General features: G+C 73.7%; 12 protein-coding genes. 4 read left to right on the top strand and 8 right to left on the bottom strand.

Annotated features, from left to right (window positions below):
• Position 1: 1 nt before the first annotated feature.
• Together ACIQF6_RS17570 and ACIQF6_RS17575 are read right to left on the bottom strand one after the other, a co-directional pair.
• On the bottom strand, positions 2–547 hold the full coding sequence (locus ACIQF6_RS17570) for a GNAT family N-acetyltransferase (RefSeq protein ID WP_400895657.1): 546 nt from the start codon (positions 545–547) through the stop codon (positions 2–4).
• A gap of 71 nt (positions 548–618) precedes the next feature.
• Positions 619–1,779, bottom strand: coding sequence for an FAD-dependent monooxygenase (locus ACIQF6_RS17575; RefSeq protein WP_400895660.1), 1,161 nt, complete (start codon positions 1,777–1,779; stop codon positions 619–621).
• Between the two features lie 187 nt (positions 1,780–1,966).
• On the opposite strand from ACIQF6_RS17575, the gene ACIQF6_RS17580 reads away from it, so the two are divergent.
• Positions 1,967–2,701 carry a TetR/AcrR family transcriptional regulator gene (locus ACIQF6_RS17580; RefSeq protein WP_400895663.1) on the top strand — a complete coding sequence of 245 codons (735 nt, stop codon included), beginning with the start codon at positions 1,967–1,969 and terminating at the stop codon, positions 2,699–2,701.
• A 306-nt stretch (positions 2,702–3,007) separates the two neighbouring features.
• Here the strand turns inward: ACIQF6_RS17580 and ACIQF6_RS17585 are convergent, their stop codons facing one another.
• The 3 genes from ACIQF6_RS17585 to ACIQF6_RS17595 are packed head-to-tail and all read right to left on the bottom strand — an operon-like array spanning position 3,008 to position 6,032.
• The gene (locus ACIQF6_RS17585) at positions 3,008–3,913 is read right to left on the bottom strand and encodes a heme ABC transporter ATP-binding protein (RefSeq protein ID WP_400895665.1); all 906 of its coding nucleotides are present in this window, start codon (positions 3,911–3,913) and stop codon (positions 3,008–3,010) included.
• Complete coding sequence (locus ACIQF6_RS17590) at positions 3,910–4,992, bottom strand: FecCD family ABC transporter permease (protein ID WP_400895668.1); 1,083 nt, start codon at positions 4,990–4,992, stop codon at positions 3,910–3,912. The genes ACIQF6_RS17585 and ACIQF6_RS17590 overlap by 4 nt, the downstream gene beginning before the upstream one ends.
• Positions 4,989–6,032: a hemin ABC transporter substrate-binding protein gene (locus tag ACIQF6_RS17595; protein WP_400895671.1), complete on the bottom strand. Its 1,044-nt coding sequence runs from the start codon at positions 6,030–6,032 to the stop codon at positions 4,989–4,991. The genes ACIQF6_RS17590 and ACIQF6_RS17595 overlap by 4 nt, the downstream gene beginning before the upstream one ends.
• A gap of 257 nt (positions 6,033–6,289) precedes the next feature.
• Here ACIQF6_RS17595 and ACIQF6_RS17600 point away from each other — a divergent pair, with 257 nt between their 5' ends.
• Together ACIQF6_RS17600 and ACIQF6_RS17605 are read left to right on the top strand one after the other, a co-directional pair.
• On the top strand, positions 6,290–7,750 hold the full coding sequence (locus ACIQF6_RS17600; RefSeq protein ID WP_400895674.1) for an HtaA domain-containing protein: 1,461 nt from the start codon (positions 6,290–6,292) through the stop codon (positions 7,748–7,750).
• A 48-nt stretch (positions 7,751–7,798) separates the two neighbouring features.
• Positions 7,799–9,373 carry an HtaA domain-containing protein gene (locus ACIQF6_RS17605; RefSeq protein WP_400895676.1) on the top strand — a complete coding sequence of 525 codons (1,575 nt, stop codon included), beginning with the start codon at positions 7,799–7,801 and terminating at the stop codon, positions 9,371–9,373.
• Between the two features lie 246 nt (positions 9,374–9,619).
• On the opposite strand, the gene ACIQF6_RS17610 is transcribed toward ACIQF6_RS17605, so the two are convergent.
• Positions 9,620–11,200: an MFS transporter gene (locus ACIQF6_RS17610; protein WP_400895679.1), complete on the bottom strand. Its 1,581-nt coding sequence runs from the start codon at positions 11,198–11,200 to the stop codon at positions 9,620–9,622.
• A 142-nt stretch (positions 11,201–11,342) separates the two neighbouring features.
• On the opposite strand from ACIQF6_RS17610, the gene ACIQF6_RS17615 reads away from it, so the two are divergent.
• Positions 11,343–11,759 (top strand): ArsR/SmtB family transcription factor, encoded by a 417-nt coding sequence (locus tag ACIQF6_RS17615; RefSeq protein WP_400895682.1) that lies wholly within the window; start codon positions 11,343–11,345, stop codon positions 11,757–11,759.
• A 54-nt stretch (positions 11,760–11,813) separates the two neighbouring features.
• Here the strand turns inward: ACIQF6_RS17615 and ACIQF6_RS17620 are convergent, their stop codons facing one another.
• Together ACIQF6_RS17620 and ACIQF6_RS17625 are read right to left on the bottom strand one after the other, a co-directional pair.
• Positions 11,814–12,146, bottom strand: a complete 333-nt coding sequence (locus tag ACIQF6_RS17620) for a hypothetical protein (RefSeq protein ID WP_400895684.1) — start codon at positions 12,144–12,146, stop codon at positions 11,814–11,816.
• A gap of 146 nt (positions 12,147–12,292) precedes the next feature.
• Positions 12,293–12,973, bottom strand: coding sequence for a heme oxygenase (biliverdin-producing) (locus ACIQF6_RS17625; RefSeq protein WP_400895686.1), 681 nt, complete (start codon positions 12,971–12,973; stop codon positions 12,293–12,295).
• Positions 12,974–12,992 lie beyond the last annotated feature (19 nt).

Consider the following 12,992-nt stretch of genomic DNA (forward strand, 5'->3'; position numbering starts at 1 on the left):
CTCAGCCGAGGACGAGCTCGTGCTCGACCGACGAATCGTCGCCGGGCACGGGGACGGTGTGCCCGCTGCGGGTGAAGCCGAGCTTCCGGTAGAACGCCTCGGCGCGCCCGTTGTCCTGGTGCACGAACAGGCGGATGCGGGAGACCTTGGGCTCGTCGAGCTCGTGGGCGAAGGCGATCGCCGCGTCGAACAGGGCGCGGGCCAGGCCGGTGCCGCGCTGCTCGGGGCGGACGAACACGCCGACCAGGTGGGCCTGGTCGGCGTCGACCGATCCGCCGAGGACGTCCTGGCCGCCGGCCCGCTCGATCAGCACCGTGACCGACCCGTCCAGGCTGCCGTCCGGCCGCTCGGCGATGATCTGCTGCGCGATCGTCTCGCCGCGGGATCCGGCCGCGCGCTCCTGCCAGAGCGAGTCCGGCTTGGCGGCGGCGGCCTCGTAGGTGTCCAGGAAGGCGATGTTCGCGACCGGGTCCCGCAGGGCGTCCAGCCGCAGGTCCTTGACGCGTCGCCAGTCCTCGGCGGTGGTGGCTCGTATGACGTGGTTCATGTCCAGATCCTCGGCGAGCCCCACCGGGCGGGGCAAACGCATTACCCGACCGACGAGGAGCCGAAACCGCCTCAGACCGGCTCCGGCAGCTCCAACGTGGCGACGTCCTTGCCGAGTTCGAGCATCCGGTCGAGGATCCACCGGCGTCCCAGCAGGGCGTTGCGCGCCCGCAGGCCGGCGGCGGTGCGCGGGGCGAGGAACGGCCCGGTGCGGTCGCCGCCGCGCTGGCAGCGCTCGGCGTAGGGGCGGACGGTCCGCTCGTAGCGGGCGAACGCGGTGCGGTGATCGCCGTCGGCGCGGGCGAGTTCGGTGGCGAGGACGTACGCGGCGACCAGCGCGGTGCCGGTGCCCATGCCGCCGATGGTGGCGCCGCAGGCGGCGTCGCCGAGCAGCGCGATCCGGCCGTTCGACCAGCTCGGCACGTCGGCGCGGCTGATCGAGTCGAAGTAGAGGTCGTCGGCGTCGCGCAGGCTCTCCAGCAGGTGCGGGACGGGGCGGCCGAGGTCGGCGAAACGTTGCTGCAGCAGGGACTTGAGGGCGTCGGTGTCGTGCCGGTCGTGGTCGAGCTGCGGCGAGGCGAACAGCAGGAACGCGCCGGCCCGCTCCGGGTCGCGGGGGTCGGCGCCCGCGGCGGCGAGCCGGCCGGGGGTGTTGATGCCAGTGCTGCCGGCGGGCAGGCCGAGCCGGTTGGGGAGCTGCCAGGTGGCGGCGTAGTAGCCGAGGTGGCGGACGTAGTCCCGCTCGGGGCCGAAGGCGAGGGCGCGGATCCGGGAGTGCAGGCCGTCCGCGCCGATCACCAGGTCGAACCGGCGCTCGGGGCCGTACCGGAAGGCGACCCGGACGCCGCGGTCGTCCTGCCGGAGTGCGGTGACGGTGTTGCCGAACAGGTACTCGGTGGTGGATTCGCTGTGCCGGTGCAGGAGTTGGGCGAGTTCGCCGCGCGGGATCTCGACCTCGCCGCCCGCGAAGTCGGCGGGCAGTCGGAGCTGGACGCGGCCGTGCCGGTCGGTGAAGGTCATCGGGTTGCCGCCGGTGTCGAGCCTGTGGAGCTCGTCCAGCAGACCCATCCGTCGAAGCACCGTCAGGTGGGCGGGGCCGCGGAAGTCGACGGGCTGGCCGCCGGCCCGCAGCGCCGGGGCGAGTTCGACCACGGTGGGCAGGTGGCCGTGGCGGCCGAGCCAGTGGGCGAGCGCCGGTCCGCCGATGCCGGCGCCGGAGATCAGGATCTGCACGGTGTTTCCCCCTCAGGAATCGAAAAGCATCGAAGGCATCGAGAACAGGTGGAGAACGGGGGTTCGACGGGCCCTCCCCGGGCCCGGAACAGAAAATGTGTCTCGCGGACACTGTTCGCTGCTGTGTACGGTAGACGCAGTTTTGGGCCGGGCGCAAGGCAGTTCGGCACGGCACCGGGGAGGGCCCGTGGAGGAGCAGGCGGAGCGCGATGCGGCGGCGCGGCTGCTGTGGGGTCCGCCGGCCCGGCCGACCCGGGGGCCGAAGCCGGCCCTCAGCCTGGAGTCGATCGCCCGGGCGGGCATCGAGATCGCGGACGCCGAGGGCCTGGCGGCGGTGTCCATGCAGCGCGTGGCCGGGCTGCTGACCTACACCAAGATGTCGCTGTACCGGTACGTGCCGGGCAAGGCCGAACTGATCGCCCTGATGGTCGAGCACACCGTCGGCGAGCCCCCGCCGCCGAGCGGGGCCCCGTGGCGGGACCAACTCACCGACTGGGCGCACCGGATGGCGGAGCTGTTCGCCGCCCACCCGTGGGTGCTGGACGCGCTGTCCGGCCCGCGGCTCACCGGCCCGCGCGAACTGGCCTGGCTGGAACGGGTGGTGGCGGCGCTGGACGGCCAGGGGCTGAGCGGCGCGGAGCGGATGGACGCCGCGGTGCTGCTGGTCGGCCACGTCCGGGCGATCGCCGCCCAGCAGCGGACGTCCCGGGAGGGTTCGCCGGAGGCGGAGTTGCTGCGCGCCCTCGGCGGGCTGGTCGCGGCCCACGCGGAGCGCTATCCGGCCCTCGCGTCCGCCATGGCCGAACCGGGCGACGGTCGGGACAACGCCTTCGACTTCGGTGTCGAACGGATCCTGGACGGCCTGGCCGCCCTGATCGACCGCCGACGCCCTCTCAACAACGAGACACCCCAGGACATCTGACGATCACACAAACACCCGCCGCAGGTCAGGGGTTCGGCCGACGCGGCCCGGCGCGGTGACGGCCGCGCCGGGCGGGCGCGCGGGTGGCGCTGACGGCGCCGGCCAGGACGAGCGGGGTGAGCAGCAGAACCATGGTCAGGTGCATGCGGTGCCTCCGGGTGGTCCGGTTCCTGCTGGTGCCGTTCCCGTGACGGGCCCGGACATATGGGCCGCCGGCACGGGATCACCCGCCCGGACCGCGTCGCGATCCGGATCTCCCCCGGTCGGTCGTCGCCCAGCAGTGGATCTTCCCGGGCCGACGATCCGTCAATCTGCTTCGCGGGGGCGCTCGGGCAGCACGATGGGCGCGCCTCCGCGGGGGTGCGCCAGCACCTCGACGGGGTGCCGGTAGACCCTGCTGAGCAGCGACGCGTCCAGAATGTCGCCGGTCGGGCCGACCGCGACGGTCCGGCCCGCGTCCAGCAGGGCGATCCGGTCGGCGTGCGCGGCGGCGAGCGTGAGGTCGTGCAGGACCACGATCACTCCCCGGCCCGCTTCCGCGCGCTCCCGGGCGATCCGCAGGACGAGTTCCTGGTGGCGCAGGTCGAGCGCGGCGGTGGGTTCGTCGAGCAGCAGCAGCGGGGTGTCCTGGGCGAGGATCCGGGCCAGCGCCACTCTCGCCCGTTCGCCGCCGGACAGCGCGGTGAACGGGCGGGCCGCCAGGTGCGCACAGTCGGTGGCGGCCATCGCTCCGGCCACCGCCTGCTCGTCGTCGCCCGCCGAGGAGGTTCCGGTCCAGGGCGCGCGGCCCATCCGGACCACCTCCCCGGCCGCGAACGGGAACGACACCTCGTGGTGCTGCGGCAACAGGGCCCGCAGGCGGGCCAGTTCGGCGGGCCGGTGGGCGGCGAGCGGGCGGCCGTCCAGCCGCACCTCGCCGCTGGTCGGCCGCCGGTCGCCGGCCAGCACCGACAGCAGGGTGGACTTGCCGGCGCCGTTCGGTCCGAGCAGCGCGAGGATCTCCCCCCGGCGCACCGTCAACCGGACGTCCGTCAGCAGCGGCCGTCCGCCCAGCGTGCAGCCGACCCCGTCCGCGTGCAGAAGCTCCGCCGCGCCCGACCCCGCCGTGCCCGGCTTCGTCGTGCCCGGCCCCGCCAGGTCCGACCTCGTCGCACGCGACCCCGTCGTGTTCGAGTTCGTCGTGTTGGAGTTCGTCCTGTTCGAGTTCATCATGCCCAGCCTCCCTGGCGGCGTCGGGTGCGGCGCAGCAGCCAGAAGAAGAACGGACTGCCGATGAGTGCGGTGAGGACGCCGAGCGGGAGTTCGGCGGGTGCGGCGAGGGTGCGGGCGGCGAGGTCGCCGGAGACCAGCACCAGGGCGCCGCCGACGGCGGAGGCGGGCAGCAGGAAGCGGTGCCCCGGCCCGGCGAGCATCCGCAGCAGGTGCGGGACGACCAGGCCGACGAACCCGATGATGCCGCTGACGGCGACGGCCGCGGCGGTGAGCAGCGCGACCACGGTGATCAGCACGATCCGCATCCGCTCGACATCCACGCCGAGGTGGCGGGCGGGCCGCTCGCCGAGGGCGAGCAGGTCGAGGCGGCGGGCGTAGCGCGGGGCGACGGCGAGCCCGAGCGCGGCGAACGGCAGGACGGCCAGCACCTTGCTCCAACTCGCCTGGGAGAGCGAGCCGAGCTGCCAGAACGTCACCTGGCTGATCGCGGCGGTGTCGGCGGTGAACAGCAGCAGGCCGATCAGCGCGCCGCAGAACGCGTTCACGGCGACGCCGGTGAGCAGCAGGGTGACCACTTCGGTGCGTCCGCCGCTGCGCGACATGGCGTAGACGACGCCGACGGTGAGCAGTCCGGCGGCGAACGCGGCGGCGGTGACGGTCCAGCTGCCGAGGGCGTCCAGGCCGAGCACGATGCAGGCGACGGCGCCGACCGCGCCGCCGGAGGAGACGCCGATCACGGCGGGTTCGGCCAGCGGGTTGCCGAACACGCCCTGCATCAGTGCCCCGGCGCAGCCGAGCGCCGCGCCGACCAGCAGGGCGAGCACCACCCGGGGCAGGCGGACGTTCCACAGCACCGATTCGGGGACCCGCTCCAGCGGGTGGCCGCCGAGGTGGGCGCGGTGGGCGAGCGAGGCGAGGATGTCGCCGAGCGGGATCCGGTACGCGCCGGTGCCGGCGGCGAGCAGCGCGCAGGCCAGCAGGGCGGCGACGAGGCCGGCCAGCAACAGCGGCCTGCGGTCGCGAACCGGCTTGGCGGGGGCGGCGGTCGAGGTCTGCTCCGGCTGCACGGCGGTGGTCACTTGCCCTCCCGGTACAGCTGGGCGGCGATCTCGCGGAGCACCTGCGGGGTGCGCGGCCCGTAGGACAGCAGCCGGCCGTCGTCGACGGAGACGATCCGGCGGTCGAGCCCGGCCGGGGTCTGGGCGACGCCGGGGAGCTTCAGCAGGCCGTCGATGCCGCCGACCGAGTCGAGCCCCTTGCCCATCACCAGGATGGCGTCCGGCGCGGCCTTGACCAGGGCTTCGCTGGTGAGCGGGGTGAAGTCGCCGGTGAGCCCGGCGGCGGTGCCGGCGTCCTCGCCGCCGACCGCCTCGATCAGCGAGGGCGCGCCGGAGTCGGGCCCGCCCAGCAGGAACACCGAGGCGCTGCCGCGCAGGTAGAGGAAGGCCACCTTGGGCCGGGTGCCGCCGGCCGCCGGGAGCTGCCCCCGCACCTCGGAGATCTGCTGTGCGGTACGGGACTTGAGCTCCGCTCCCGCGTCGGGGACGCCGAGCGCGGCGGCGACCCGGTCGATCCGGGCGTCGATGTCGTCGAGCTTCTTCGCGTCGTCCAGCACGATCAGCGGGACACCGGCGGCCCGGATCTGCTCGACCGCCTCGGCCGGGCCGGTGCTGCGGTCGGCGAGCACCACGGTGGGGCGCAGCGAGAGCACGCCTTCGGCGGAGACCTCGTGCGCCTGGGTGATCACCGGCAGCTGTGCGGCCTGCTCGAAGGTGGTGGAGACGTCCCGGGCCACCGTGTTCGGGCCGAGTCCGAGGCTGAAGACCAGTTCGGCGAGGCTCCCGGTCAGCGGGATGATCCGTTCGACGCTGCTGACCGTCACCTGCCTGCCGTCGGCGGACGGCACGGTGACGGGCAGTCGGGGTGTCGGCGTCCCGGGCAGCGCCTCGATCCGGTCCGGGCTCGCCGTGCCGGTCTGCTTCGGCGCGGCGGCGGGTGTGCCGGTGGCGCAGGCGCTCGCGCCGAGCAGCAGGGCGACGGCTCCGAGGGCGGCTCCGGCACGGGCGCGCAGGCGACTGCGCGGAGTGCGTGGGCTGCGGGGGCTGCGTGGACGGCTCAACCTCGGGCCTTTCTGAGTGCGTTGACGTCCCGTCGAGGCCGACCCGACGGGGTCGTGGCGGAACGCTTGACCCATATATTAGGTTAGCCTTACCTGACTCCGACAAGGGGGTCGCCCCGCGGGATGTCCCCGGCACCCGCTCCGACCTGCCCTTGCCCTGTCCCCGCTCTGTCCTCGCCCTGTCCTCGCCCTGCCTTCGTTAGGCCTTCGCTCGGCCTTCGTTCCGCCAACAGCCCTCTCCCGAGGAGTGATCCACCATGCCCGTCTCCGGACGGCCCCCCGCTCCCCGCAGCCTGCTGCGCGCCGCCCTCACGCTGCCGCTGGCCCTGCTGCTGACCCTGCTCTGCCTCCCCGGGCGGGCCGCCGCGGCCGACCCGGCGGTCTCCGGCGGACGGCTGGACTGGGCAATCAAGGCGAGCTTCCTGAACTACGTCACCGGCCCGGTGGCGAACGGCAAATGGGCCCTGAGCGGCGGCGCGTCCACGGTCGGCGGATCGGTGTTCCGCTTCCACTCCGCCACCGGCAGCTACGATCCGGCGACCGGCCGGCTGTCCGCCGCCTTCCAGGGCGGTGTCCGCTTCACCGGCCACCAGGAGAACGGCAGCAACGCGCTGGACCTGAGCATCTCCCGACTCACCGTCAAGGCCGACCCGAACGGCAGCGCCGCACTGTACGCCGACGTCAGCTCCAAGTCCCGGCAGACCGGGCAGACGTCCGCCGCCTCCCAGGCCCGGCTGGCCGACCTCTCACTGGCCGGCGTCTCGCTGAAGGGCGCGTCCGGCACCGTCACGCTCGACCGGGTGCCCGCCACCCTCACCTCGGCCGGCGCGACCGCCTTCGGCGGCTTCTACCCCGCCGGGACGGCGCTCGACCCGCTGACCTTCTCCGTCACCCTCAAGTCCGCACCGACGCCCGCGCCGTCCGCCGCCACACCTTCGGAGACCGCGCCTTCGGAAACCGCGCCTACGGAGCCCGCACCCTCGGAGACCGCCCCGCCCGCAGCTGCCTCCTTCAGCAACGGCGCGCTCGACTGGGGCGTCCGCCGGACCTTCCGCGACTACGTCACCGGCTCGATCGCCCAGGGGAGTTGGCAGCTGAGCGACGGCGCGGCCGACGGCGGCGCGTTCTTCCGCTGGACGCCCGGCCGAGGCACCTGGGACGCGGCGACCGGAACCCTGGAGGCCTCGTTCACCGGGGCCGTCCACTTCGGCGGCCTGCGCCAGGGCGACACCCTCGGGCTCGACCTGACGTTCGCCAATCCGCGGCTGTCCGTGACGGGCGGCCAGGGCCGCCTGCTCGCCGACGTGAACGGCCGCACGCCCGACGGCTCCACCCACGCCTCCCCCGCGACCGAGCTCGCCACCTTCCCGGCGGACGCGCTCAGGACCGAGAACGGCCTGCTCACCGCCACCGACCTCCCGCTGACCCTGACCGGTTCCGGCGCCCAGGCCTTCGGCTCCCTCTACCCCGCCGGCACCGAGCTCGACCCGCTGACCTTCGCCGTCGCCCTCGACCCCGCTGCCACCCTCCCCCCGCTCCCCGACCTCGGCAGCCCCGCGCCCGCACTCGACCCCGCCCCGGTCGCGGCCGCCACCACCGCCGCCGACGGGACCGGCAGCGGCCCGTCCACCACCACCGTCGCGATCCTCGCCGCCGCTCTCCTCGCGGCCGCCGGAACCGGCGCCGCGCTGGTCGTCCGCCGACGCCGCCGCAGCTGACCCCACTCCCCCTGTCCCCTGCCCCCTTCCTTCTGGAGCCCAACACCCATGTCCCGTTCCACCACGCCCCACCGCAACCGCACCCGCCTGGCCGCGCTCGCCGCAGTCACCACCGGTCTCGGCCTGACCGCCTTCGGCCTGCCGACCCTCGCCTTCGGCGCCGGCGCCCCGACCTCCGTCACCTACGACACGGGCTCGCTCGACTGGGGCGTCAAGGCGAGCTTCCGCAACTACGTCACCGGGCCCGCGGGCGGCGGCAGCGTGGACCTGACCGGCGGTGCGACCACCAACGCGGACGGCTCGTACCACTTCAACCTGGCGTCCGCCGGCTACGACCCGACGACCCACTCGCTGAACGCGGCCTTCACCGGCGGGGTCCGCTTCCTCGCCCACGACGGCGCCCTCGACGTGGCCATCAGCGACCTGCGGATCACCACCTCCGGCACCACCGGCACCCTCACCGCCGACACCGCCTCCAAGGAGACCGTCGGCGCGCCCGCCCCGACCCTCCGTCAGGACGTCCCGCTGGCCACCTTCACCGTCGCCCGCGACACCACCAACGGCACCGCCACCCCCGCCAAGCTCACCGCGGAGGGCGCCAAGGCCTTCGCCGGCTTCTACCAGGCCGGCGCCGAGCTGGACCCGCTGTCCATCGTCCTGAAGCAGTCCACCACGGCCCCCTCCCCGACGCCGACCGACCGGCCCACCACCGAGCCCACCGGCGAGCCGTCCACCGAACCCACGGCAACCCCCTCCACCGGACCGACCGGCCGGCCCACCACCGAACCCACCACCGAACCCACCGCGACCCCGACGTCCGACCCGTCGTCCACCGCCTCCCCCGGCTCCCCCTCGCCGTCCGCCTCCACCCCGACGAGCAGTGAACTGGCAGTCGTGGACGGCCGGTTGGAGTGGGGCGTCAAGGAAGGCTTCCGCACCTACGTGACCGGGCCGATCGCGGCCGGCAAGGTGCAGTTCGACGACGGCGCGAGCGACTACCGCTTCGGATCGGCCACCGGCAGCTACCGGACCGACACCCACGCGCTGACGGCCGACTTCGCGGGCTCGGTCCGCTTCCTCGGCCACCAGTCCGCCGACGGCCACTACGAGTTGGACACCCGGCTCTCCCACCTGGGCGTCCGGGTGGACGCCTCCGGCGCGTTCCTGGTCGCCGACGTGGCCGCCGCCACCCGGGGCGGCGCACCGGTCTCCCTCAGCGGGGTGCGTCTCGCCGAACTCGACCTCTCCAAGGCCGACTTCAAGCCCGTCGACGGCGTGGTGACGCTCCGCCAGGTGCCCGCCAAGCTCACCGCCGACGGCGTCCCCGCGTTCGGCACCTACCAGGCCGGCGAGGCGCTCGACGCCCTCACCGTCACCCTCACCTTCGACCGCAACGCCACCCTGCCCACCCCGACCCCGGCCCCGACCTCCGGCACCACCACCACGGACACCACCGGTGCCACCCTCACCACCTCGGCCGGCCCCGGCGGCGAACTCGCCTTCACCGGCGGCGGCTCCAACTCGCTGCCCCTGCTCGCCACCGCCGCCGGCCTGGTCCTGCTGGGCGGCGCCACCACCGCCCTGGTCCGCCGCCGCACCACCCAGGACCCCACCACCGACTGACCCAACCCCAGGCCCGGGCGGACCCCAACTCCCGCCCGGGCCTTCCCCCTTGCACCAACCGCACAGCAAGGCCCGGCAGCCTCCTCACATCGCGCCGGGACGTCCACTGCCGTCACGGCCGGGTCGCACTTCAAACGTCCCGCCTGCCAGCGGAATCGGGGCCACCGGCACCGTCCGGCACCGGAAGCAGACCGCCGAGGTGCAGACCGCCGCTGCCGCGCCTACCGCCCACCACACAACCCCAGGTCACACAGCCTTCGCCCGCCCACCCCTACCGCCACCCAACAGCACCACAACGAGCACCAACAGCACCAGACAGACCCCACCAAGCGCCCACAGGACGGTGTGGAAGGCGTCGTTGTAGGCGTGGACCAGGATCTCGGTGAAGGTGCCGCGCTGCGCCTCGGCGACCTGTCCGGCCGGGCCGGAGATGTTGCCGCCGGCGACGGTCCCGGCGACGGTGTTCGGGTCGCCGGCGTCGGCGTATTCGGCGAGGCCGTTCCGGGTCCGGCCGTTGATGACGGTCGCGAGCAGTGAGCCGTAGACGGCGACGGCGACGGCCTCGCTGCCGAGGCGCATGGTGTTGAGGAAGCCCGCGGCCATGCCGGCCCGCTCCGGGGCGACGAGGGCGAGGGCCTGGCCGTCGACGAGGCCGGCCGCGAGGGCGTAGCCGGTGCCGGTGATCAGCATCGGCAGGGCGACCAGCGGGAGGCTGATCTCGGGTTCGAGGAGTTCGAGGCCGACCGCGCCGACCACCAGGAGGACCAGGCTCAGGCGGATGATGCGCATCGCGGGGACGCCCTTGGCGACGAGCTTGGCGGCCACCAGGGGGAGGACCAGCATCGGGGCGGTCAGCATCAGCATGATCGCCCCGGCCGCGCCGCTGGTGCGGCCACCGGCGGCGGTGAGGTAGCTGGGCAGGTAGGTCAGCATGGTGACGAAGCCGAAGGAGCCGGCCACCGGTACCAGGCAGAGCGCCATGAACCGGCGGTTGGTGACGATGCTCAGGTCGAGCATCGGGTGTGCCTTGCGCTTCTCCACTGCGGCGAAGATCGCGAGGACGGCGATCGTGCCGGCGAACAGGCCGAGCACGCCCGGGCCGGTCCAGCCCCAGTGCGGGCCCTGTGCGATGCCGGTGGTGAGCAGCAGCATGGCGAGGATGAACAGGGCGGAGCCGAGGGTGTCGATGCGGGTGCCCTCGGTGCGGGTCTCCCGAATCGTGCGGCTCATGGTCGGGACGGCGAGCAGGACCAGGGCCAGCACGATCGCGTGCACGGCGAACACCCAGCGCCAGCCGGCGCTCTCGATCAGCGCGCCGGACAGTGACGGGCCGAAGGAGACGCCGATGCCGGCGACGGTGCCGAACAGCGCGAACACCCGGCTGCGGGCGGGACCTTCGAAGACGGTGGAGAGCAGGGCCGTGCCGCAGGCGAAGATCGCGGCGCCGCCGATGCCGGCCAGCGCACGGGCGACGTCCAGCAGGATGACGTTGCCGGCGAAGACGCTGATCAGCGAGGCGGCCGCGTAGATCGCGGCGCCGAGGGCGAAGGCGCGGACGCGGCCGATGATGTCGGCGATGGACCCCCAGGCAAGAGTGAGGCACGCGAACGCCACGTTGAAGGCGTTGACGACCCACTGCAAGGGCACCAGGCCGGCGTCGAGGTCGGAGCCGATGTACGGCAGCGCCACACCGGTGCCGGAGATGGACGTGGGGACGACGAGGACGGCCAGCAGGACGGCGACCAGGATCAGTGTGGTCCGCCGGCGCCCCGGCGTCCGAGGTCCGGCGTCTTCCCCGGCGAGGGGGGATTCGGTCTGTGCAGCCATGGCTGGGGGAAGCTCCCGTTTCGGAGGACACCGAACTCAAGGTTCGGTTTCGATCGAACCTGAGGCTTTCAGGGAGCAGAGGTATCATGCAAATCGAACCTGCACCACGGCTCCGGCCGGCGAGCGACGGAGAGGCAGCGAGATGGTCGACGCGGAGGGGCACCCCAGCCGGGACGAGATGGAGCTCGCGGCGATCCTGAACGCCCTGTCGGATCCCTTGCGGTACAAGGTCGTTCAGGAGTTCGCGGAACTGCCGGACGGCACCGAGCGGACCTGCCTGTCCTTCGAACTCGGGGTCTCGAAGTCCACCCTCAGCCACCACTTCCGCATCCTGCGCGAATCCGGGCTGGTCCAGCAGATCGACCGGGGGAACAGCAGAAAGGCGCACCTGCGCCGGAAGGACCTGGAGGCACGCTTCCCGGGGCTGCTCGACCTGATCGGCCAGAACCCGCCCCCCAGGAAGGACCCGGCGGTCGACGCGGACGCCGCAGCGCCGCCGAGGTCACGATCGGGCCGCCGCGCGAAGCCGTCGACGGAGCAACCCGGAGATCGGGCTTGACCTCGACGCCGCCCGCTCGCCTTGGCCGTCGGCGCCGGGCGCGGGCTGCCATTCTCAACTCCCCTGCGGAGACACCCCTTCCGGGGACTGGCGCTCGACGGCGAGGACCGCGAGTTCACGCAGCCGGGTGAAGTACTCGCGGGCCTCGGGGTCGTCGGCGAGGGCGGGGAGGATGCGGTGGACGGTGGCGATGCCGTGGTGGAGTGCCTCGCGGCGACGCCGGTCGAGGGGGCCGGTCAGAGCGGCGGACACACAGCCGGCCAAGTGGCTGTCGAGCAGGACCAGGTCTTCGCCGACGGGGGCCTGCCGGTAGCAGCTGCGCGGAAAGGGCAGCGCGAGGAAGTCCTGCCACAGCCGGGCCAGCCGGTCGGGGTGCGTGTCGCTCATGGCGTCGATGATGCCCGAGCGAACGGCTGCCGCGTCACCCCGTCCCGACCTGCGGAAGAACAGCCCCCGAACGCCCGGGCCCGACCTGCGGAGGAACAGCCGCCGAACGCCCGGGCCCGACCTGCGGAGGAACAGCCGCCGAACGTTCAGGCCTGACGCTGCGTCGAGTGCCGTTCGGCGAGCTCGGCGAATATCGCGCCGTTCAGGCCGAAGGCCGCCTTGCACTCCTCGGCGACCCGCTCGCACTCGGCCTGCCCCATCAGCTCGCCCGCGGCGTCCAGCTTGGCGCGGTAGTCGCGCTTGAACGCAGCGGGGTTGTCGATGGCGTCGAAGACGTAGAACCGGACGCCGTCACCCTTGCGCTCGAAGCCCCAGGTGCGTTCGGCGACGCCACGGATGATCTGACCGCCCGACAGGTCGCCGAGGTAGCGGGTGTAGTGGTGGGCGAGGTAGCCGGCCGGCCACTCGGTGGCGAGGGTGCGGATCCGCTCCGCGCAGGCGGCGGTGGCGGCCAGCGGGGCGAGGGTGTCGCGCCAGTCGGGGCCGGCCAGGTGGTCGAGGTCGCGCTCGATGGCGGCGGTGCGCAGCAGGGCGCGGTCGGTCAGCAGCCCGGCGACGGGGTGCTCGGCGAGGGTGTCGAGGTGGGCCTCGAGGGCGCGGTAGATGTACCAGAGCTGTCCGGTGAGGTCGGTGTAGGCCTCGATGCCGAGCCGTCCGCCGAGCAGGTCGCTCATGAAGGAGGACTGTTCGGCGGCCTGGTGCTCCTCCGCGCTGGCGGTGCGGAGCTGGGCCGAGAACGGGACATCGACGGCGACGGGCACGGACATGGGTGGGCCTCCAGAGATC

It is taken from the genome of Kitasatospora sp. NPDC092948, assembly GCF_044754805.1.
Lineage (GTDB): Bacteria > Actinomycetota > Actinomycetes > Streptomycetales > Streptomycetaceae > Kitasatospora.